Raw genomic sequence first — 19,051 nt, 5'->3', positions numbered from 1 at the left:
TGGTCGCGCTGCGTCAGTCAAGTGCGGCAGCTCTCACGTTCTCGCGACGGAACCTCACGCCCCTTCGACGGTTGAGTGAATGTAGAACGTCATCACGCGAGTCGCGCGCGAACGGCTCCATCGGGGAATCATGGTGCGTGTACTTCCCACCGAGCGGCTGCTCGCCAGCGGCAGGGACGGCTCTGCCCTGGACGAAAGCCGCCATGATCTGCCTCCAGTGATCAAACGGGCGGAGGTCGTCGCCGTCGCGCTCGTCATCCTCGCCGCGATCTGCGTCACCGGCGCCCTCTATGTCGCCCGAGGATTCTTTCTGCCGATCGTCATGGCGTTCGTCGTCGGCACCATGCTGTCGCCCGCCGCCAATTTTCTCGAACGCCATCGCGTGCCCCGCGGCATCGGCGCCGTGCTGATCGTGATCGCCGTTGCAGCGGGGCTCGCCTTCATCATCGGCCTGATCTCGGCACCGGTGCTCGACTGGACCAACCGCCTTCCCGAGCTCGCCGCAACGCTCAAGGCGAAGCTGCACGTGTTCGATCGGCCGCTGGCGCTGTGGCACGAGATGCAGGCCGCGATCGGTGGCGGAAGCACGCAGGTCGCGACCAGCCTGGAGCTGCCGAAGTTCGACTGGGTGCAGCCGACGATCGAATTCCTGTCGCCGACCTTCACCGAATTCCTGCTGTTCTTCGCCACGCTGGTTCTGTTCATCGCGAGCTGGCGCGATCTGCGCAGAACGCTGATCATGACCTTCGCCGATCACGAGGCCCGGCTGCGGACGCTGCGAATCCTCAACGAGCTTGAGCTGCACCTCGGCAACTATCTGCTGACGGTCACGCTCATCAACACCGGGGTCGGCATTGCGGCCGGGCTCGCCTGCGCGATCGCGGGCATGCCGAATCCGGCCGGCCTGGGCGCGCTGGCGGCGACGCTGAACTTCATCCCGATCATCGGCCCGATCGCGATGTTCGCGGTGCTGGTCGTGGTGGGCGTCATCGCATTCCCGACCCTGAGCGGCGGCATGGTCGCCCCGCTCATCTTCGCCGTCATCACCTTCATGGAAGGCCACTTCGTCACGCCCACCATCATCGGCAGGCGCCTCGCCCTTAACGCGCTCGCCGTCTTCATTGCATTGGCGTTCTGGACTTGGCTATGGGGACCGATGGGCGCCTTTCTCGCGTCACCGCTGCTGATCGTCGGTCTCATCGTCAAGGAGCACCTGCTGCCGGACGATTCGCCGCAACTGCCTGCGGACTGATTCGGTTTCTGCACCGGGAACTTCGGCCGAAACGACGCGTTTGCCGAACGTCCGCACACCAGCTTGCTCCGGAGCCTCCCATGCCATCGACCGATGGTGAGACCGCGTTGAAGGATCTCGCCGACAAAGCGAACTATGAACGCCTGCAGAAGGATGTCCACGCCGTGAAGAACGATATCGCAGCCCTCACCGAACAGATCACCGACGCCCTCAACGCCTTCGCGGGTCAGGCCGGCAAGCAGGCCCGCAGCGGCTATCGCCAGGCGCGCGAGAACATGGACCAGACGTTCGACGACATGTCCGAGCGCGGCGGCGCCATGCTGGGCGCGGCGCAGGATGCGGCAAACTCCCTCGAAGAGCGATTGGAGGACGTGATCTCACAGCGGCCGCTGGCGACCGTCGGGCTCGCGCTCGGTCTCGGCTTCCTGATCGGTGTGACCTGGAAGCGCTAGGCTTTTCAAGCCGCGAGGCCACTTCCGAACCAATCAATCGGCGCCGCTCGCGGCGCCGATTCGAGTTTATCGGCCAGCCATCGAGAGACGAGGGGAGAAGTCACATGCTTCATCGCATGATCGAAGAGGTCAAGGAATCGACCGGACATACCGTCAGGCTGACCTCTCTCGCGTTGGCGGCTGCAGTCGGATTGTTCGTAACCACCTGCTTCCTGTGCGCGGCGGCGTTCGTCGCGGTGCTCGAACGCTACGGCCTCGTCGCAGCCTGCCTGACGGGAGCGGCGATCTTCTTCGTCGTGACGTTGATTGCTGCAATCAGCTACATGGCGCGCAAGCGCACGGTTGCGAAGCATGCGCCGCGGCCGGCGGAGGCGGCACGATCTGCGGCTCAGTCGCTTCTCGCTGATCCGATGCTGCTCGCCAGCGGCCTGCAGGTCGTACGCATGATCGGGGTCAAACGGCTTGTTCCCCTTCTCGCCGTGGGAGGCTTGGCGCTCGGCCTCCTGGTCCGCAGCCAGATGGCGGACGAGGCGGAGCCGGCCGAGTAACGCGCGGTGAATTGCCGGAAAGCACCTTGTGCAAGATCACGTCGTGGTGCCGTCGTCAGCCGAGTTGACGGCGGTGGACCATGTTTCAGGTGATGCAGCGGCCCGGCTGCAATCGCTTGGCGATTTCCGTAAGCACGGAGACGGACGGCTCGCAGGCGACCGGCCGCTTGGCCTCGCGCCGCTCGGTTTCGGTGGTGATGATCTGAGATCCCTGCGGGGGCGCCACCTGCCGGCCGGGCGCCGCGGCGCCGGCCAGCGGCAAGCGCAGCAGGAAAGAGGTATCGGCGAACGCAGCAAGCTTGATAGATACGGTTTGCGTTTGCGCGGAGTCTACCCGCACGGCAGCCCGATCCGTCTTGTTCGCGCGGTTCACGTTGTCCACGACCGACGCCGTCTGGGGTTGGCTCGCGGCCTGCACAGGCAGCGCAGAGGCGAGATCATGCCCCGAGGCAAATTGCATCGCGCCCACGAGCAAGCCGGACGCCGCGAGTGTGCCCAGAATGACAACTTTACCTGTCTGCGACATTGTCTCTGCTCCCCTCGCCTGCAGGCGATCGGCATTTCCAACGTTAGTCGCACGGGGTGGGTTCTCGGACGGGCAAATCACTTAACCGTGTCTTAACAGGTCCGGCGGCGAAAATATTCGGCGCTTCCAGGAACGACTTCAGGGGTCGTGCGTCATCAAGGCAGCCGGTTATTCCCCCTGCCCCATTGACCGGCGACGCGGGGCACCGCCGTGGTGATGCCGGCGGTGCCCCGCATCTTTTCGGTCACACGGCCGAAACCGCTGTTCCAACCCGCTTGTTCGACGTCCTATGCTCGCCTGCGTGTCGTGGGGCGCTGATGCACCCTTTTGTGTATCGGGTGGGATAATAGATGAGCATGTTGCGGGGAGCCGGCACAGCGCTGGCAATTGCGATGATCGTACCCGGGATCGCTGCGGCAGAGGGCACCAAGGACGTCTGGATCAACAGCCTCAGCGTCAAGCTGACGGCGCAGCGGCGCTATCCGCCTCAGGCCACGGGCCAGGGCGGGACCGCGAGGGTCGTCTTCCACATCGACCGCTCAGGACATCTACTCTCTGCAGCGCTTGCCGAGAGCGCTGGTGACCCGGCCCTCGACAAGGAGGCGCTGGCGATCGTCGAACGGGCTCAGCCATTTCCTCCCCCACCACCCGATGTGGGCGAAGACACCTTGACGCTGCGCGTACGGATCGTCTTCCCGCCAAGACCAAAGTCGAACCTCATCGAGGACATCGGACCAGACGACGCCGCACTGAGGGCGAGATTGAAGGGCGTTTGCCGAGGATGCTGATCGACCTCTTACGGCAATGCGTCGCAACAAAAACGGCGCGCTCCGAAAAGCGCGCCGAGGACAGTCTAGCCTCAAATCCGCTATCGGGCTGCAACGATTAGGCCGCCGGCTTCGGCATCCTGTTGCGCGAGTTACGCTGGAAGAACAGCGCCTGGCTGGCAACAGCCGAGACCATGGCGGGCTGGAACGGCTTGGAGATCAGGAACGCCGGCTCCGGCCGCTCACCGGTGAGGAACCGCTCGGGATAGGCGGTGATGAAGACGACGGGAACCTCGAACGTTCGCAGGAGCTCGTTGACGGCATCGAGGCCTGACGAGCCGTCGGCGAGCTGGATATCGGCGAGGATGAGACCGGGCTTCTTGTTCTTCGCCAGCGCGACCGCATCCGAATGGGTGCGTGCGACGCCGATCACGTTATGACCGAGATTCTTCACCAGGCTTTCGAGGTCCATCGCGATGAAGGTCTCGTCCTCGATGATGAGCACGTCGGTCGCGATCTCCGCTGCCAGCTCCCGGCCTGCGGCATCGGCCAGCCGCCGAGTCTCGGCGACGTCGATGTCGAGAACGAACGACACCTCCTCTTCCGGGAACCCCTCCAGGGAGAGCAGCAGGAACGCCTGGCGCGGGAGTGGAGTGATATTGGAGAGGCGACGCTCGGGCGGCATCGGCAATGTCGCCACTTCGGCGTCGTCGTTGAGCGCGACCGAGTTCCAGATCTGGGTAAACAGCCGGAACAGGCCTGCACGAGGACCGTAGCGCTCGTCCAGCAAGGCCGGATCCTGGATCAGAGCTTCCAGCATCGCGCCGACGTAAGCGTCTCCTGAACCCTGACTGCCCGTGAGGGCACGCGCATACCGGCGCAACAGCGGCAAATGTTCAGCAACTAGCTGTGATCGGCTCATCCCCACTCCATTCGGTATTCTGGGCTTCCCGCCCGGGTTCCATGATGAGCTGATTACGCCCGAAACGAACAAAAGTTCCACGAACCCGTGGAACTTTTAGCGCCCGGTTGCATTAGTTCCCGATCAGACCCCCTCGATGGCGAGGATAATTCTTGAAGCTTCAGGGACTTAACTCTCGGGGAAACGTGGAAAAGGTCATGAAAGATGTAAAGTCTCAAGCCAGCAAGAATGCGGCACCGCGCAAGCCCGGCGGACTCAACGCGGAGATTCAATCCAGGATCGGTCATCAACTCCGCGCGATGTACGACGACGTCGTTCGTCAGGGGGTTCCAGACCGCTTCACGGATCTGATCCGCAAGCTTGATGGGCCGGCAGCTCAGTCCCACGTAGAGAACGGCGGGGGATCCACCGACCAGAACGACGGGAGGGAGTGAATGCCTCTCACTGATTCTTTGCGGGACGATATCCTTGCGGCCGTCCCAAGCCTCCGTGCATTCGCGATTTCCTTGAGCGGTAATAGCGATCGCGCCGACGACTTGGTGCAGGAAACTCTGCTCCGGGCGCTGGCCAACATCGACTCGTTTCAACCGGGCTCGAACCTGCCCGCGTGGTTGTTCACGATTTTGCGCAACCTGTTCCGCTCCGACTACCGAAAACGGCGGCGCGAAGTTGAAGATGCCGAGGGCAACTACGCCAAGACGCTCAAGACGCATCCCTCACAGGGGGCTCATCTCGAGTTCGAGGAGTTTCGCGCGGCACTGGAAAAGCTGCCTCAGGACCAACGCGAAGCGCTGATCCTGGTGGGGGCTTCCGGCTTCTCCTACGAGGATGCGGCAGCGATCTGCGGCTGCGCGGTCGGTACGATCAAGAGCCGCGTCAACCGCGCGCGCTCGAAGCTCGCGGCCCTGCTCTATGTCGAAGGGGCCGAGGATTTCGGCCCCGACGAGACCGTGCGGGCCGTGATCGGCGGCAGCGGCGGCTGATCACCACCGCTGTGCTGAGCGAAACGCGAAGAGGCGGCTCTCGAACGGGGCCGCCTCTTTCGTCGTTTCGCGAATTCCTTCTCAAGAGACCTGCTTCGCCGGAAGGCGCGGCGGTGATCAACGCGGCGGATGCACGGGCGCGGAAAACTGCTCGGTGCGATCGCGCTCGGTCATGTCGATCACCGTATCCATCGGCGCAGTCAGCTCGTAGACGTAGCTCGCCTCGGTGAAGAACCGCTTCGACGTGCCGCCGAGCGCCTCCGGCGCGACTCGATCGAGCAGGATCAGGCCGAAATCACTGTCCGGCCGCCGCGTCGCTTCGCTGGTGTTGCACTCCTCCCAGCGGAAATGGAACACGGCATTCGGCTCCTCGCCCGTTACCTCCCACTTCGCTGTGATATGCGGGTGCTTGCCGACCAACGAAAGTCCCTCGTCGGAATGCGAGGCGAGCTCGAAGAACAGCAGCGACAGGCTCTGGGCGGCGCGCGCGCTGACGGTGATATCTGGTCCGGTGACCGCGATCCGCTCGGCATGCGGAATGGCCCGGGCTTCGAACAGGCCGCGCAGCTGGACGCCCTGCCATTGGCTCTCGCTCAGCAGGGTGACCACGTTCGACATCGCATGGATGCGACCGATCAGAAGCTCGCGGGCGACATCGATGTCACTGCCGTGACGCAGCGTGCGTGTCACGATCGACTGGATCACCGCCAGGATGTTCTTGACCCTGTGATTCAGCTCGTCGATGACCGCCGTCAACCGCCGTTCGAAGCCGATCCGCACCTGAATTTCACGGCTGAGCCGCAGATTGTTGTAGGCGACATAGCCGAACAGGCCGCAGATGATGCCGGTCAGTGCGAGCCCGATCACACCGACGATCGCTGCCGTCTGCTGGGCCCGGCGCACGGCGTTGCTCTTGGCGTAGTAAACCAGCGACCAGTCGTGATTGCCGAAGGTCACCGTGCGCGTCGACGACGGCACCGGATCGTCCGGCCCGCGGGTCCGGTTGCTGACCGCCCCCTGATCGTTCGCGACCAGCTCGTCCGAGGCATTGCGCGGGTCCTTCAACGCGACCGAGAACAAGGACAGGTCGTCATTGGTCAGGAGCAGCGGCCCGATCTCGTAGGAAAAGGTCACGAAGCCTGCCGGGGCGGTCGCCCCCTGCGGGACCACCGGAGCCGCCAGGACGATCCCGACGGGACCGTCAGGGCGTAACAGCGGTGTGGGGTCGGAGGCCACCGGCTTGCCCTCCGCCATAGCCCGCGCCAGCATCGGCCCGACGATGGGCTGCCGGTCGAGTGCCATGCCGGGAAGCTTCGAGGTCTCGGAATTGCGTGGCTCGAGATCCATGAGCACGTCGATCGGGCGATCGACGTTGGGGCCGAGCGGGGTATCGTCAAAATTGCGGATGGTCGGGTTCGGAAATCCGGCCTGACGCAGCTCCGCTTCTGCGACGGTAAGCTCGTCCGGGCGCAGCCGCGCGATCCAGGCCGCGACCACGAAATCGGTCTTGAAGGCGTAGATCGACGACCGCAGCGGCTCCAGCATGTTGGCCTTGATCACGGACGGCGCCCTGAACAGGCCCGAGGCCACCCGGGCCAGCAGCTCGCGCTCGGTCAGGCGGTCCTGGACCAGGCTGGCATGGACGTCGATGGCCCGCGCCAGGGCGATGCGGTCGAGCGCCAGTTCCTGGTCGTGAACGCGATACGCAGCCAAACCGGACAGCGCCGACCCGAGCAGCGCAATCACACCGATGATGACACCCAGCCGCAGCACTCGTTCACTCTAAGGTCAAGGGTTGGCGAAGGAGGAAACGAGTCATCCAATAACCGGGCCTGCTACTCAAGTAACGCGCACCTTCGGGGCGAGCGGAAGCGATCGGATCTTAGCGGAAGTCCCAGGATACCGGCCATCCATGAGCCGATCATGCGCCCTTGGCAAGGCGCACCCCGGGTCGAGGCAACATCCGGGAGCTCAAGTTGTTCCGGCTTGTTGAGGCTTTTTTGCGTCTACTACACCGGCGGTCCGGCGCCGGCCTTCGCGGCACTTATTCGCGAGTTCTCCTCGCCGCGGTCAACTCAAAAGTTCTACCAAGTCAAAGCCTTGAGCATGCGATCAGTTTCCGCGAGGAGAGCTCAGAAATGTATTGCAAAGTTTTGCAACAAACTCTGCGTCTCTCCTTCGCAACGATTGACCGTCCTGCACGGATCAGTCGCTCAGGCTGACGGCGTCAGCCCCCCCTTCGCCTCGATGAAGCCGATGATCCTGTCGAGTCCCTGGCTCTTCTTGAGGTTGGTCATGACGAAAGGGCGCTCGCCGCGCATGCGCTTGGCATCGGTCTCCATCTTCTCGAGAGAAGCGCCGACATGCGGCGCGAGATCGATCTTGTTGATCACCAGCAGGTCGGAGCGCGTAATGCCTGGACCGCCCTTCGAAGGGATCTTGTCGCCGGCCGCCACGTCGATCACATAGATCGTGATGTCCGCCAGTTCCGGCGAGAAGGTTGCGGCGAGATTGTCGCCGCCGGATTCGATCAGCACCAAATCGAGCCCGGGAAACTTCGCGCGCATGTCGGCGACGGCCGCCAGATTCATCGAGGCATCCTCGCGGATCGCGGTGTGCGGACAGCCGCCCGTCTCGACGCCGGCGATGCGATCCGGGGTCAGCGAGCCGGAGCGGACGAGATATTCCGCATCCCACTTGGTGTAGATGTCATTGGTGATCGCGGCGATGTCGTATCGCTCGCGCATCGACTTGCACAGAAGGTCCATCAGCGCAGTCTTGCCCGAGCCGACCGGACCACCGACGCCGACGCGGAGCGGACCGTGAGACGATGCCATGTCATAGATCCTTCTGTTGCACGCGCAACGGCGCGCAGTCGTGATTGACGAACCAGCCGCTGTGCAGCCGTGATAATTGATCTGCGGAACCGCCGCGATTCACAGGGCTCGGCCCAAATTTGCAGCGAACATGCTCTGCTTCGTCACGACCGAAACAGCCTCGTATATTGCGTTTCATGACGAAGGCTGGCGAGATCGGCGCGGAACGTGGAGCTGCCGATCTCGTCGAGCGATGCGCGCAGAGCGCGTTCGGCGGTCGCCGCGACGATCGGCTCCAGCGCCCCGAGCACACGCTGGCTGTCGGTCTGCCCCAATGGAACGAGGCGGCTGCCCGCGGAAATCCAGTTCGATGTCAAGGCGTGCAGAAAACCGTGCAGCAACGGCACCAGCGACACGCCATGCGCCGCACCGACCAGCCCCACCGCAACGGGATAAACGACTGTCTCACATTGCGCCACGGTCTGGTCGAGACCGTCACAGTTCCAGGCTGAACGCGCGATTTCGACGAAGGCCCGCCCCTGCGCCGTTGTCTCCAGCTGGCGCTCGCGCGATGGCACGAAGGCTGCGGCGAGCTCGGCCGTGCGGCGGAGCGCCTCCATGTCGCCGAGCTCGACCGCCCGATGGACATGAGCGAGGAACACGGCATCGCAGAAGCCGGAGCCGTCCGTAAGCATCACCGAGAGCCAGCCGCGAAGCGAGGCGGCGTCGCTGATGTCGCCGGCCTCGACGGCCCATTCGATGCCTCCGGAGTAGGAGAAGCCGCCGACCGGAAAGGCCGGTGACAACCACGTGAGCACGCGGTAGAGCCCGGCTGAATCGAGCTCAGTCATTGCTTCCAAGGAGCGCGTCCGCTCACTTGTGGTCATGAGCATGGGAATGGCCATGATGATGTTGGTCGTGGCCGCAGTGCTCGTCATGCACATGATGATCGTCATGCGCGTGGTCGTGGGCATGATCGTGATGATCGTGGGAGCCATGACCATGATGATGATCATGGCTGTGATGCTCATGGCCGTGGTGATCATGATCATCATGGCCATGGGCATGGCTGGGTTCGGCATAGGCGCCGCCTTCCGGATCGAACGGCGCCTCGATCTCGATGACGCGCGCGCCGAGGCCCTTCACCATCGCCTCGATCACATGGTCGCGGCGAATGCGCAGGCCCTTGGCCATGATCTGGGTTGGCAGATGCCGGTTGCCGAGATGCCAGGCGAGCCGCACCAGGTGATGCGGATCACTGGCGCGGATTTCGAGCAGAGGCTCGGCGGCCGCGACGACCTCGATCAGCCGGCCGTCCTCCAGCACCAGGGCATCGCCCCCGCGCAAGGCGGTGGCGTGTTCGAGGTCGAGCAGGAATTCGAGCCCGCGCGTGCCGGTCATCACGAGCCGCCGGCGATGCCGGTCGTCGAAATCGAGCAGGACGGAATCGGCGGCTGCCTCTTTCCAACGATGCTGCCCGAGCACGCGCGTGGCGCGGATCATGCTGAAATCCTCATTCTCTTATTCCGTTCAGCGGACATCGACCTTCTCGGGCGTGATGATCTCGATCTTCGGCGGCGCCGCCATGCACTTCACGGCCACGCGACCGAACGTCTTCATGTGCTCGGTCGCGCGATGCGGCACCAGCGCCTCGGCGTTCTCCCACTGCTCGACGAACACCATCCTGCTTGGATCGGTGACGCTCTCGTGCAAGTCATAAGCGATATTGCCGGGTTCCTTGCGGGTCCCTTCGATGCAGGCGGTGGCAGCGGCGATGAATTCGGCACGCGTTTCGGGCTTGATGGTCAAGGTGGCGACGACATAGATCACGAAGCAGTCCTCCCGGTACGTTTCTGTTTTGGGGTACCGGGAGCAAGTTTAGAACATGAAGTAGCGCTGCGCCATGGGCAGCACCTCGGCGGGCTCGCAGGTCAGCAATTCGCCGTCTGCGCGCACCTCATAGGTCTCGGGATCGACCTCGATGTTCGGCGTCGCGTCGTTGTGGATCATGCTCTTCTTCGAGATCTTGCCGCGGGTGTTCTGCACCGCATAGAGCTTCTTGGACAGGCCTAGCTTGCGCGCGAGGCCGCCGGCGACCGCCGCCTTCGAGGTGAAGATCACCGAGGAGGCCGTCAGCGACTTGCCGAAGGCGCCGAACATCGGCTGGTAGTGCACCGGCTGCGGCGTCGGGATCGAGGCGTTCGGATCGCCCATCGGCGCCGCCACGATGGTGCCGCCCTTGATGACGCAGTCCGGCTTGACGCCGAAGAACGCCGGCGACCACAGCACGAGGTCGGCCAGCTTGCCCTTCTCGACCGAGCCGATCAGCTTCGACACGCCATGCGCGATCGCCGGATTGATCGTGTATTTGGCGATGTAGCGCTTGACGCGGAAATTATCGTTGTCCTTGCCCTTGTCTTGCGGCAAGGCGCCGCGCTGCTTCTTCATCTTGTCCGCGGTCTGCCAGGTCCGGATGATGACTTCGCCGAGCCGGCCCATCGCCTGGGAGTCCGACGACATCATCGAGAGCGCGCCGAGATCGTGCAGGATGTCCTCGGCGGCGATCGTCTCCTTGCGGATACGGCTCTCGGCAAAGGCGAGATCCTCGGCGATCGACGGATCGAGATGATGGCACACCATCAGCATGTCCAGATGCTCGTCGATGGTGTTGCGCGTGAACGGACGCGTCGGATTGGTCGACGAGGGCAGCACGTTCTTCAGGCCGGCGACCTTGATGATATCGGGCGCGTGGCCGCCGCCCGCGCCTTCGGTGTGGAAGGCGTGGATCGTGCGGCCCTTGAACGCCTTGGTGGTGTCCTCGACGAAGCCCGACTCATTGAGCGTGTCGGAGTGCAGCATCACCTGCACGTCGTGATCGTCGGCGACCGAGAGACAGTTGTCGATCGCGGCCGGCGTCGTTCCCCAGTCTTCGTGCAGCTTCAGCGCGCAGGCGCCCGCCTTGATCATCTCGACCAGCGCCGCCGGGCGCGAGGCGTTGCCCTTGCCGGAGATGCCGAGATTGACTGGGAACGCATCGAATGACTGCATCATCCGGCCGATGTGCCACGGGCCGGGCGTGCAAGTGGTGGCGAAGGTGCCGTGCGAGGGACCGGTGCCGCCGCCGAGCAGCGAGGTGACGCCCGACATCAGCGCGTGCTCGATCTGCTGCGGGCAGATGAAATGGATGTGGCTGTCGAAGCCGCCGGCGGTGAGGATCTTGCCCTCGCCCGCGATCACGTCGGTGCCCGGGCCGATCACGATGGTCACGCCGGGCTGGATGTCGGGATTGCCGGCCTTGCCGATCGCCGAGATCATGCCGTCCTTGATCGCGACGTCGGCCTTCACGACGCCCCAGTGGTCGACGATCAGCGCGTTGGTGATGACGGTGTCGGCGGCGCCCTGCTTGTTGGTCGCCTGCGACTGGCCCATGCCGTCACGGATCACCTTGCCGCCGCCGAACTTCACCTCCTCGCCATAGACGGTGAAGTCCTTCTCGACCTCGATGATCAGATCGGTGTCGGCGAGCCGGACCTTGTCGCCGGTGGTCGGGCCGAACATGTCGGCGTAGACGGAACGCTTGATCTTGACGGACATGTCGTGCTCCAGCCTCTAGCTCTCAACTATTTCCAGCGCGCGGATCATTTCGCACGCGCGCAGATCGATTGAAACTTGGCGATGGTCTCGAGACCAGGCTTGAACTCTTCGCGGATGGTGGTCTTGCCGATCTTGAACGTCAGGCGTCCGGTGCGCTTGAAAGCATCGAAAGCGGGCGCATCGGCCGCCACCTCGAAGCTGTACTCCCAGACCGATCCCGCCTCGCTGTAGGACACGCTCAGCAGCGTTTGCCCGTAACGGCTCGCCGGCACCATCTCGACCTCCGGATATCCGTTTGAGCGCAGCAGATCCGCAACTACGTTCCGTAGCTCCTGGCCGGCCTCTCCCGTGACAGCGATGGTGCCGGACCTGGCCTTGCAGCGGAACGACGGCGATCCGACGTCGTCGGTCGCCTCATCGCTCCGACTGGGCGACAGCAACGCGCCGTCGTCGTGCTCGAACAGCCGCCAGCGCCGCTCGTCGGCTGCCGAAGCCGCGGCAGCAAACCCCGCAACGGTCGATGCCGCGCACAGGCTGTAGATGGCCGCCGAGGACATTCGCGCTAGGCCGCTCACAGCGTCCCCCGCGCATTGGTCACCGTCTCGTCGAACAGCGCATCCAGCGCCGGATTGACGCCGCGGCAGCCGGCGACGACCTGCTCGGCCCAGCCGAGATACTCCATCAGCTCCAGCTGCTGCTCGAGGTCCGGCTCGAAGAAGACGCGCGCGCGGATGTTGCTGATCTTGTCGGCGATCTTGATCTGCTTGGCGCCATCAGATTTGCCGGGAGCCGCGATGATTTGGACCGCGCGGCGCTCGCTCTTCGGCAGGGTCATGTCGTCGGTGACCTCCTCGACCAGCCCGGCGACGCGCGCGCCGAAGCGCTGCGCCAGCTCGTCGTGGCTGGTGTCGGTGTCCTCGATAGTGTCATGCAACCAGCCGGCCGCGACGAGCTCGGCGTCCTCGCCGTTGCAGGTTGCCGACAGGATGTTCGCGACCTCGGCGAGATGATTGATGTACGGCTCTTCGTCACGCCCCTTGCGCTGCTGGCCGGCATGACGACGCGCGGCCAGCTCGGCGGCTTCGGAGACGAGGCGCAATCCGGTCAGCATCGGCTTACAGCTTGCCCATCACGTCGCCGCGGAAGCCATAGACCATGCGCTTGCCGGCGAGCGCCACCAGTTGCACGTCGCGGGTCTGGCCGGGTTCGAAGCGCACGGCCGTGCCGGCCGCGATGTCGAGCCGCATGCCGCGCGCCTTCTTCCGGTCGAACTTCAGCGCCGGGTTGGTCTCGAAGAAGTGGTAGTGCGAGCCGACCTGGATCGGACGGTCGCCGGTATTGGCGACCGAGAGCGTCACGGTCTTGCGGCCGGCATTGAGCTCGATCTCGCCGTCCTGAATGAAGAGTTCACCGGGGATCATGTTGTCCTCTCCGTCATTCCGGGGCAGCCCGCAGGACCGAACCCGGAATCTCGATCTATTAATCTCTGGATTCCGGGTTCAGCCCTGCGGGCTGCCCCGGAATGACATGCCATGATCACCGGATCGGCTCGTGCACCGTGACCAGCTTGGTGCCGTCCGGAAACGTCGCCTCGACCTGGATGTCGTGGATCATCTCGGGGATGCCGGGCATCACCTGGTCGCGGGTCAGGACCTGGGCGCCGGCCTGCATCAGCTCGGCGACGGTGCGGCCGTCGCGCGCGCCTTCGAGGATGAAATCGGAGATGATGGCGACCGCCTCGGGATGGTTCAGCTTGACGCCGCGCTCGAGCCTGCGGCGGGCCACGATGGCGGCCATCGAGATCAGGAGCTTGTCCTTTTCGCGGGGAGACAGGTTCATGCGGACTCTCTGGTGATCGTCTTCTGGTAATCGTTACTTGGTAAGCGTCGCTTGGTAAATGTCTAGTTGAGCCAGAGCCGCGGCAGCGGCACGGTCGAGGCGCAGCCGAGCACGGCCATCATGTCGGCGCGCAGGCTTGCGGCATCTTGGGCACAGAAGCGCGCCATTGCAAATCCATTCCAGGCCGACAGCCCGGCCTCGCCCCGGAACGCCGGCAGGCTCTCCCTGATGCGCTCCACCAGTGCGGCGTCGCCGGGGACGATCAGCGCAGTGCCGATCGAAGCGGCGCCGTTGGCGATCGCGGGCTCCGCCAGCTTGGCGCCGACGTCGCCGTCGAGGCGAACGGTCTCGGCGAACACCAGCTTGCCGCCGCGCCGCAGCCGCCAGCGATCGACGAACTCGCCCTCGCGCATGCGCTCGCCCATGGCCGTGCGGCCGAACACGACGATCTCGCACAACAGTAACGAAGCGGTGTCGGCGAGATCGATGTCGATGCGGCGGTGGATGCGGGCGCGGTCGAACAGGATGGTCTCCTGCGGCAGCCACGAGATATGCGCGCCGGCAGCGGCCTTCAGCACAATGTCCAGTTCGGCCGGCGTGCCCGGCGCGCGATAGACCTTCTCCGCGGCAGCGCTGGACAGCGTCACGCGGCTGCCCTCGCCGGCCGCGACTTCAACCGCGAAGCGGTCGCCGCCGGCGATGCCGCCGGCCGTGTTGACGAACATCGCCGACAGGCCGTCGTCCTCGGGCGAGGGAAAGCGCACGCGCAGCGAGCCGGACTCGTGCAGGTGATGACGCCGCGTCACGCCGTCCTGCAGCCGCACGTCGAAACGCACCGCGCCGCGGGCGCGGTTGGCCTCGAAGGTGTCGGCGGCGGCGCTGGCGGGATCGGCCCGCATCGATCCCCTCCCCTTGGGATCGGACGCGGTGAGGCCGCGTCCTGAGAGCTAAATGACGATCACAGCGCCATCTGGCGGCTGATCTCGGCCGGATCGAGATTGGCGCGGGTGCAGGTGAACTTCACCGCGCCGCGATCCATGACCGCGAAGTTGTCGCCGAGTTCGCAGGCAAAGTCGAGATACTGCTCGACCAGCACGATGGCGATATTGCCGAGATTGCGCAGATACGAGATCGCCCGGCCGATGTCCTTGATGATCGAGGGCTGGATGCCCTCGGTCGGTTCATCCAGCAGCAGGACCTTCGGCCGCATCACCATGGCCCGCCCGATCGCGAGCTGCTGCTGCTGGCCGCCCGACAGGTCGCCGCCGCGTCGGCCGAGCATCGACTGCAGCACCGGAAACAGCGAGAACACGTCGTCCGGAATGCTGCGGTCGCTGCGCTTGAGCGGGCCGAAGCCGGTCTTGAGATTCTCCTCGACCGTGAGCAGCGGGAAGATCTCACGGCCCTGCGGCACGAAGCCGATGCCCTTCCGCGCCCGCTCGTAGGGCTTCAGGTGCGTGATGTCGGTGCCGTCGAAGGTGATGCTGCCCGACGCGAGCGGATATTGCCCGACCAGCGCACGCAGCAGCGACGTCTTGCCGACGCCGTTGCGGCCGAGCACGCAGGTGACCTTGCCCGGCTCCGCCGCGATCGAGACGCCACGCAGCGCCTGGGCGGCGCCGTAATAGAGATTGATGTCCTTGACGTCGAGCATCACCGACCTCCGGTCGCTGATGGGCGAATGGCGAATAGCGAATAGCTAATCGAAATTGCTGTCCCGATCATTCTTTCCTGCGCTTCCCTAGTCGCTACTCGCCACTCGCTATTCGCCTAACGGCCCAGATACACTTCGATCACGCGATCGTTCGACGACACCTGGTCGATGGTGCCCTCGGCCAGCACCGTGCCTTCATGCAGGCAGGTGACCTTGACGCCGAGCTCCCGCACGAAGGTCATGTCGTGCTCGACGACCATGACGGTGTGATCCCGATTGATTTCCTTGAGCAGCTCAGCCGTCTGATGCGTCTCGACATCGGTCATGCCGGCCACGGGCTCATCGACCAGCAGCAGCTTCGGATCCTGCGCCAGCAGCATGCCGATCTCCAGCCACTGCTTCTGGCCGTGCGACAGGCTGCCGGCAAGCTTGCGCCGGAGATCCTTGAGCCGCACGGTCTCCAGAACCTTGTCGATCTGCTCCGCCTCGCCCCTGGAGCCGCGCCAGAACAAGGTGCCCTTGACGCTGTGGTCGACGTTGAGCGCCAGCAGCAGATTGTCCTCCACCGACTGGCTCTCGAACACCGTCGGCTTCTGGAATTTGCGGCCGATGCCGAGCTCGGCGATCCGAGTCTCGTCGAGACGCGTGAGATCCGTCTTGCCGTCGAACAGCACCGTGCCCTCGTCGGGCTTGGTCTTGCCGGTGATGATGTCCATCATCGTTGTCTTGCCGGCGCCGTTCGGACCGATGATGGCGCGCATCTCGCCGGGCTCGAGCGTCAAGGACAGATTGTTGATGGCGTGGAAGCCGTCGAAGGAGACGTGCACGCCGTCGAGGTAGAGCAGCGCGGAGGTCGATCTCGTATCCATCACGTTCATGCCGCTCACTCCGCCATCTTGGGTTCGGTGACGCCATCCTCGCGGGCGGCGCTGTCGGCATTCGGCCGCTTTGTGCCGAGCTGGTCCCACCAGCTATTGAAGGTGCCCACGATGCCCTTCGGCAGCAGCAGCGTCACCAGCACGAAGAGCGCACCCAGCATGAACAGCCAGTACGGCGCCAGCACGCCCGAGGTGAAGAACGTCTTGGCATAGTTCACGACGACGGCGCCGAGCGCCGCACCGACCAGCGTGCCGCGGCCGCCGACCGCGACCCAGATCACCGCCTCGATCGAGTTGCCGGGAGCAAACTCCGAGGGGTTGATGATGCCGACCTGCGGAACGTAGAGCGCGCCGGCGACGCCGGCCATGCAGGCCGACAGCGTGAACACGAACAGCTTGTAGGACTCGACGCGATAGCCGAGGAAGCGCGTGCGCGACTCGGCGTCGCGGATCGCGATCAGCACCTTGCCGAGCTTCGACGACACCACGGCCCGGCAGATCAGGAATGCCAGGATCAGCGCCAGGCAGCTCAGCGCGAACAGGGCCGCACGTGTGCCTTCGGCCTGGACGTTGAAGCCGAGAATGTCCTTGAAGTCGGTCAGGCCGTTGTTGCCGCCAAAGCCGAAATCGTTGCGGAAGAAGGCGAGCAGCAGCGCATAGGTCATCGCCTGCGTGATGATCGAGAGGTACACGCCGGTGACGCGCGACCGGAAGGCGAGCCAGCCGAAGCCGAAGGCCAGCAGGCCGGGCACGACCAGCACCATCAGCGCGGCGAACCAGAACATGTCGAAGCCGTGCCAGTACCAGGGCAGCTTCGAATAGTTCAGGAACACCATGAAGTCCGGCAGGATCGGATTGCCGTAGACACCGCGGGTGCCGATCTGGCGCATCAGGTACATGCCCATCGCGTAGCCGCCGAGCGCGAAGAAGGCGCCGTGGCCGAGCGAAAGGATACCGCAATAGCCCCAGATCAAATCGATCGAGAGCGCCAGGATGGCGTAGCAGACATATTTGCCCCACAGCGCCACCAGATAGGTCGGCACCTGCAAGGCAGATCCCGCCGGCAGCAGCAGGTTCGATAGCGGGATCAGGACGCCGCAGGCGGCGACCACGAGCACGAAGATCGTCGCGGCGCGGTCCAACGACCTCGTCAGCAGATGCGGCATCATGCTTCCACCGCCCGGCCCTTGAGCGCGAACAGGCCGCGCGGGCGCTTCTGAATGAACAGGATGATCAGCACCAGGATCGCGATCTTGCCGAGCACGGCACCGGCGACCGGCTCCAGGAACTTGTTGGCGATGCCCAACGTGAAGGCGCCGACCAGCGTGCCCCACAAATTGCCGACGCCGCCGAACACCACGACCATGAAGGAGTCGATGATGTAGCTCTGGCCGAGATTCGGGCTGACATTGTCGATCTGCGACAGCGCCACGCCGGCGATGCCCGCGATGCCCGAGCCGAGCCCGAAGGTGAGCGCATCGACGCGTGAGGTCGCGATGCCCATCGACGCCGCCATGCGCCGGTTCTGCGTGACGGCACGCATCTCCAGGCCCAGCGCGGTGTAGCGCAACATGGCCAGAAGGATCGCGAACACGGCCATCGTGAAGCAGAGGATCCAGAGCCGATTGTAGGTGATGGTGATCTGGCCGAGCTCGAAGGCGCCGCTCATCCAGGAGGGATTGCCGACCTCGCGATTGGTGGGGCCGAACGCCGAGCGCACCGCCTGCTGCAGAATCAGCGACAGGCCCCAGGTGGCGAGCAGGGTCTCGAGCGGACGTCCGTAGAGAAAGCGGATGATGGTGCGCTCGATCACGACGCCGATCGCGCCGGCCACCAGGAAGGCGAGCGGCACCGCGATCAGCAGCGAATAGTCGAACAGCGCCGGATAGCGGGTGCGGATCACTTCCTGCACCACGAAGGTGGTGTAAGCGCCGAGCATCACCATCTCGCCATGGGCCATGTTGATGACGCCCATCACGCCGAAGGTGATGGCAAGCCCGATCGCGGCCAGCAGCAGCACTGAGCCGAGCGACAGGCCGTACCAGGCGTTCTGCACGCCCGACCAGATCGCGAGCGTCCCCTGGATCGAGGAGATCGCGCTCGCCGCCGCCTTGGCGACATTCGCCGGCTGGTCGCCGCCGCTGATCTCGGTGAGCAGCGCCAGCGCCTCCTGGTCGCCGCGCGCCTTGATGGTGGCGACGGCCTCGAGCTTGTCCACCTCGCTGGCGTCGGACTTGAACAGCAGGATGGCGGCGCGCGCCTCGGCGAGCGCCTGCTTCACCGCGCGATTGGTTTCCTTGGCGAGCGCCGACTCCACGGTCGGCAGCGTCGCCTCCTCGTGCGACTTGAACACGGACTTGGCCGCGGTCAGCCGGGTGTTGGTGTCGGGCGACAGCAGGGTCAGGCCGCCGAGCGCGGCATCGACGCTGCGACGCAACCGGTTGTTGAGGCTCACGGCCGCGGCGTTGTCCGGCAGCTTGTCGACGGCAGCTCCCGTCGCGGCATCGATGATCTTGCCGTCAGCCTGCTTGATGAAGACCTTCTTGGTCTCGGCATCGAACATCAGCCGCTCGTCCTGAAGCGCGCTGATGATCGGAAAGGCCAGCGGGTTGCCGGACACCGCGATCTCGCCCACGGCGTCGTCGGTGTCGGAGAAGTCGTCATTGGCGAATTTGGCGACCGATTCTTCGAAGCTGGCGGCAAAAGCCGGAGCGGTCGCGACGATCAAGGCAATGGACAGAAGAAGGCCGCGCACAAGCGCGAGAACAATGGCAGGCACTGGACCACCCCGGCAGGAGGAAGAGAGAAGGCGGCGGAGGT

Annotated in this window: 23 protein-coding genes; 6 read left to right on the top strand and 17 right to left on the bottom strand. The window is 64.6% G+C overall.

The genetic code is table 11. The features are described from left to right. Nucleotides 1-133 precede the first annotated feature (133 nt). The 3 genes from QX108_RS24620 to QX108_RS24610 all read left to right on the top strand — a co-directional run bounded on the left by QX108_RS24620 (nt 134) and on the right by QX108_RS24610 (nt 2,252). Nucleotides 134-1,252, top strand: coding sequence for an AI-2E family transporter (locus tag QX108_RS24620; RefSeq protein WP_315724405.1), 1,119 nt, complete (start codon nt 134-136; stop codon nt 1,250-1,252). Nucleotides 1,253-1,332: 80 nt separating this feature from the next. Next, complete coding sequence (locus QX108_RS24615; protein ID WP_315724403.1) at nt 1,333-1,704, top strand: YqjD family protein; 372 nt, start codon at nt 1,333-1,335, stop codon at nt 1,702-1,704. 104 nt (nt 1,705-1,808) lie between these two features. Further along, nucleotides 1,809-2,252 carry a hypothetical protein gene (locus QX108_RS24610; RefSeq protein WP_315783463.1) on the top strand — a complete coding sequence of 148 codons (444 nt, stop codon included), beginning with the start codon at nt 1,809-1,811 and terminating at the stop codon, nt 2,250-2,252. An 85-nt stretch (nt 2,253-2,337) separates the two neighbouring features. Here QX108_RS24610 and QX108_RS24605 read toward each other — a convergent pair whose 3' ends face one another. Then, nucleotides 2,338-2,778 carry a hypothetical protein gene (locus QX108_RS24605; protein ID WP_315724399.1) on the bottom strand — a complete coding sequence of 147 codons (441 nt, stop codon included), beginning with the start codon at nt 2,776-2,778 and terminating at the stop codon, nt 2,338-2,340. A 350-nt stretch (nt 2,779-3,128) separates the two neighbouring features. On the opposite strand from QX108_RS24605, the gene QX108_RS24600 reads away from it, so the two are divergent. Further along, entirely contained in the window at nt 3,129-3,566 is a 438-nt protein-coding gene (locus QX108_RS24600) for a TonB family protein (RefSeq protein WP_315783461.1), read from the top strand. A gap of 97 nt (nt 3,567-3,663) precedes the next feature. Here the strand turns inward: QX108_RS24600 and QX108_RS24595 are convergent, their stop codons facing one another. Continuing rightward, nucleotides 3,664-4,467 carry a response regulator gene (locus QX108_RS24595; protein ID WP_315783579.1) on the bottom strand — a complete coding sequence of 268 codons (804 nt, stop codon included), beginning with the start codon at nt 4,465-4,467 and terminating at the stop codon, nt 3,664-3,666. A 197-nt stretch (nt 4,468-4,664) separates the two neighbouring features. Between QX108_RS24595 and QX108_RS24590 the strand changes: the two genes are divergently transcribed. After that, nucleotides 4,665-4,901, top strand: a complete 237-nt coding sequence (locus QX108_RS24590) for a NepR family anti-sigma factor (protein WP_172110067.1) — start codon at nt 4,665-4,667, stop codon at nt 4,899-4,901. Next, nucleotides 4,902-5,450, top strand: coding sequence for a sigma-70 family RNA polymerase sigma factor (locus QX108_RS24585; protein WP_006612137.1), 549 nt, complete (start codon nt 4,902-4,904; stop codon nt 5,448-5,450). It abuts the gene before it with no gap. A gap of 117 nt (nt 5,451-5,567) precedes the next feature. On the opposite strand, the gene QX108_RS24580 is transcribed toward QX108_RS24585, so the two are convergent. The 15 genes from QX108_RS24580 to urtB form a co-directional block, all read right to left on the bottom strand. Further along, nucleotides 5,568-7,223 (bottom strand): HWE histidine kinase domain-containing protein, encoded by a 1,656-nt coding sequence (locus tag QX108_RS24580; RefSeq protein WP_315783459.1) that lies wholly within the window; start codon nt 7,221-7,223, stop codon nt 5,568-5,570. Between the two features lie 440 nt (nt 7,224-7,663). Further along, entirely contained in the window at nt 7,664-8,287 is a 624-nt protein-coding gene (gene ureG / locus QX108_RS24575) for an urease accessory protein UreG (protein WP_172110069.1), read from the bottom strand. 143 nt (nt 8,288-8,430) lie between these two features. After that, nucleotides 8,431-9,153 (bottom strand): urease accessory protein UreF, encoded by a 723-nt coding sequence (locus QX108_RS24570; RefSeq protein ID WP_315783577.1) that lies wholly within the window; start codon nt 9,151-9,153, stop codon nt 8,431-8,433. Beyond that, a complete protein-coding gene (locus QX108_RS24565; RefSeq protein ID WP_315783457.1) occupies nt 9,140-9,769 on the bottom strand; it encodes an urease accessory protein UreE in 630 nt (209 codons plus the stop codon). The genes QX108_RS24570 and QX108_RS24565 overlap by 14 nt, the downstream gene beginning before the upstream one ends. A gap of 27 nt (nt 9,770-9,796) precedes the next feature. Continuing rightward, nucleotides 9,797-10,096: a putative quinol monooxygenase gene (locus tag QX108_RS24560; protein ID WP_008964711.1), complete on the bottom strand. Its 300-nt coding sequence runs from the start codon at nt 10,094-10,096 to the stop codon at nt 9,797-9,799. A gap of 48 nt (nt 10,097-10,144) precedes the next feature. Then, the gene (gene ureC, locus QX108_RS24555) at nt 10,145-11,860 is read right to left on the bottom strand and encodes an urease subunit alpha (RefSeq protein WP_315783454.1); all 1,716 of its coding nucleotides are present in this window, start codon (nt 11,858-11,860) and stop codon (nt 10,145-10,147) included. Between the two features lie 44 nt (nt 11,861-11,904). Beyond that, on the bottom strand, nt 11,905-12,417 hold the full coding sequence (locus QX108_RS24550; RefSeq protein WP_315783452.1) for a hypothetical protein: 513 nt from the start codon (nt 12,415-12,417) through the stop codon (nt 11,905-11,907). A 14-nt stretch (nt 12,418-12,431) separates the two neighbouring features. Next, nucleotides 12,432-12,971 (bottom strand): HD domain-containing protein, encoded by a 540-nt coding sequence (locus QX108_RS24545; RefSeq protein ID WP_315783450.1) that lies wholly within the window; start codon nt 12,969-12,971, stop codon nt 12,432-12,434. A 4-nt stretch (nt 12,972-12,975) separates the two neighbouring features. Beyond that, nucleotides 12,976-13,281 carry an urease subunit beta gene (locus QX108_RS24540; protein WP_006612145.1) on the bottom strand — a complete coding sequence of 102 codons (306 nt, stop codon included), beginning with the start codon at nt 13,279-13,281 and terminating at the stop codon, nt 12,976-12,978. A gap of 115 nt (nt 13,282-13,396) precedes the next feature. Further along, nucleotides 13,397-13,699 carry an urease subunit gamma gene (locus tag QX108_RS24535; protein ID WP_015669637.1) on the bottom strand — a complete coding sequence of 101 codons (303 nt, stop codon included), beginning with the start codon at nt 13,697-13,699 and terminating at the stop codon, nt 13,397-13,399. Nucleotides 13,700-13,761: 62 nt separating this feature from the next. Further along, complete coding sequence (locus QX108_RS24530; protein ID WP_315783447.1) at nt 13,762-14,598, bottom strand: urease accessory protein UreD; 837 nt, start codon at nt 14,596-14,598, stop codon at nt 13,762-13,764. Between the two features lie 59 nt (nt 14,599-14,657). Next, nucleotides 14,658-15,353: an urea ABC transporter ATP-binding subunit UrtE gene (urtE, locus tag QX108_RS24525; RefSeq protein WP_315783445.1), complete on the bottom strand. Its 696-nt coding sequence runs from the start codon at nt 15,351-15,353 to the stop codon at nt 14,658-14,660. 116 nt (nt 15,354-15,469) lie between these two features. After that, complete coding sequence (urtD, locus tag QX108_RS24520) at nt 15,470-16,231, bottom strand: urea ABC transporter ATP-binding protein UrtD (protein WP_315783443.1); 762 nt, start codon at nt 16,229-16,231, stop codon at nt 15,470-15,472. Between the two features lie 5 nt (nt 16,232-16,236). Continuing rightward, complete coding sequence (urtC, locus tag QX108_RS24515) at nt 16,237-17,400, bottom strand: urea ABC transporter permease subunit UrtC (RefSeq protein ID WP_315724373.1); 1,164 nt, start codon at nt 17,398-17,400, stop codon at nt 16,237-16,239. Next, the gene (urtB, locus tag QX108_RS24510; RefSeq protein ID WP_210268043.1) at nt 17,397-18,959 is read right to left on the bottom strand and encodes an urea ABC transporter permease subunit UrtB; all 1,563 of its coding nucleotides are present in this window, start codon (nt 18,957-18,959) and stop codon (nt 17,397-17,399) included. Before urtB ends, urtC begins: the two co-directional genes overlap by 4 nt. Between the last annotated feature and the right edge of the window lie 92 nt (nt 18,960-19,051).

It is taken from the genome of Bradyrhizobium sp. SZCCHNR1002, assembly GCF_032381435.1.
GTDB lineage: Bacteria > Pseudomonadota > Alphaproteobacteria > Rhizobiales > Xanthobacteraceae > Bradyrhizobium > Bradyrhizobium aeschynomenes.
Note: the sequence above shows the minus strand (reverse complement) of the source record. Positions and strands in the feature narration are given on the sequence as shown.

What these genes read in the sequence shown, in the direction of transcription:
- QX108_RS24610 (WP_315783463.1), top strand. Translation starts at nt 1,809, where the DNA reads ATGCTTCATCGCATGATCGAAGAGGTCAAGGAATCGACCGGACATACC.
- QX108_RS24605 (WP_315724399.1), bottom strand. Translation starts at nt 2,778, where the DNA reads ATGTCGCAGACAGGTAAAGTTGTCATTCTGGGCACACTCGCGGCGTCC.
- ureC (WP_315783454.1), bottom strand. Translation starts at nt 11,860, where the DNA reads ATGTCCGTCAAGATCAAGCGTTCCGTCTACGCCGACATGTTCGGCCCG.
- urtC (WP_315724373.1), bottom strand. Translation starts at nt 17,400, where the DNA reads ATGATGCCGCATCTGCTGACGAGGTCGTTGGACCGCGCCGCGACGATC.
- QX108_RS24615 (WP_315724403.1), top strand. Translation starts at nt 1,333, where the DNA reads ATGCCATCGACCGATGGTGAGACCGCGTTGAAGGATCTCGCCGACAAA.
- QX108_RS24595 (WP_315783579.1), bottom strand. Translation starts at nt 4,467, where the DNA reads ATGAGCCGATCACAGCTAGTTGCTGAACATTTGCCGCTGTTGCGCCGG.
- ureG (WP_172110069.1), bottom strand. Translation starts at nt 8,287, where the DNA reads ATGGCATCGTCTCACGGTCCGCTCCGCGTCGGCGTCGGTGGTCCGGTC.
- QX108_RS24535 (WP_015669637.1), bottom strand. Translation starts at nt 13,699, where the DNA reads ATGAACCTGTCTCCCCGCGAAAAGGACAAGCTCCTGATCTCGATGGCC.
- urtE (WP_315783445.1), bottom strand. Translation starts at nt 15,353, where the DNA reads ATGCTCGACGTCAAGGACATCAATCTCTATTACGGCGCCGCCCAGGCG.
- QX108_RS24550 (WP_315783452.1), bottom strand. Translation starts at nt 12,417, where the DNA reads ATGTCCTCGGCGGCCATCTACAGCCTGTGCGCGGCATCGACCGTTGCG.
- QX108_RS24545 (WP_315783450.1), bottom strand. Translation starts at nt 12,971, where the DNA reads ATGCTGACCGGATTGCGCCTCGTCTCCGAAGCCGCCGAGCTGGCCGCG.
- QX108_RS24565 (WP_315783457.1), bottom strand. Translation starts at nt 9,769, where the DNA reads ATGATCCGCGCCACGCGCGTGCTCGGGCAGCATCGTTGGAAAGAGGCA.
- QX108_RS24570 (WP_315783577.1), bottom strand. Translation starts at nt 9,153, where the DNA reads ATGACCACAAGTGAGCGGACGCGCTCCTTGGAAGCAATGACTGAGCTC.
- QX108_RS24585 (WP_006612137.1), top strand. Translation starts at nt 4,902, where the DNA reads ATGCCTCTCACTGATTCTTTGCGGGACGATATCCTTGCGGCCGTCCCA.
- QX108_RS24530 (WP_315783447.1), bottom strand. Translation starts at nt 14,598, where the DNA reads ATGCGGGCCGATCCCGCCAGCGCCGCCGCCGACACCTTCGAGGCCAAC.
- urtD (WP_315783443.1), bottom strand. Translation starts at nt 16,231, where the DNA reads ATGAACGTGATGGATACGAGATCGACCTCCGCGCTGCTCTACCTCGAC.
- QX108_RS24540 (WP_006612145.1), bottom strand. Translation starts at nt 13,281, where the DNA reads ATGATCCCCGGTGAACTCTTCATTCAGGACGGCGAGATCGAGCTCAAT.
- QX108_RS24590 (WP_172110067.1), top strand. Translation starts at nt 4,665, where the DNA reads ATGAAAGATGTAAAGTCTCAAGCCAGCAAGAATGCGGCACCGCGCAAG.
- QX108_RS24600 (WP_315783461.1), top strand. Translation starts at nt 3,129, where the DNA reads ATGAGCATGTTGCGGGGAGCCGGCACAGCGCTGGCAATTGCGATGATC.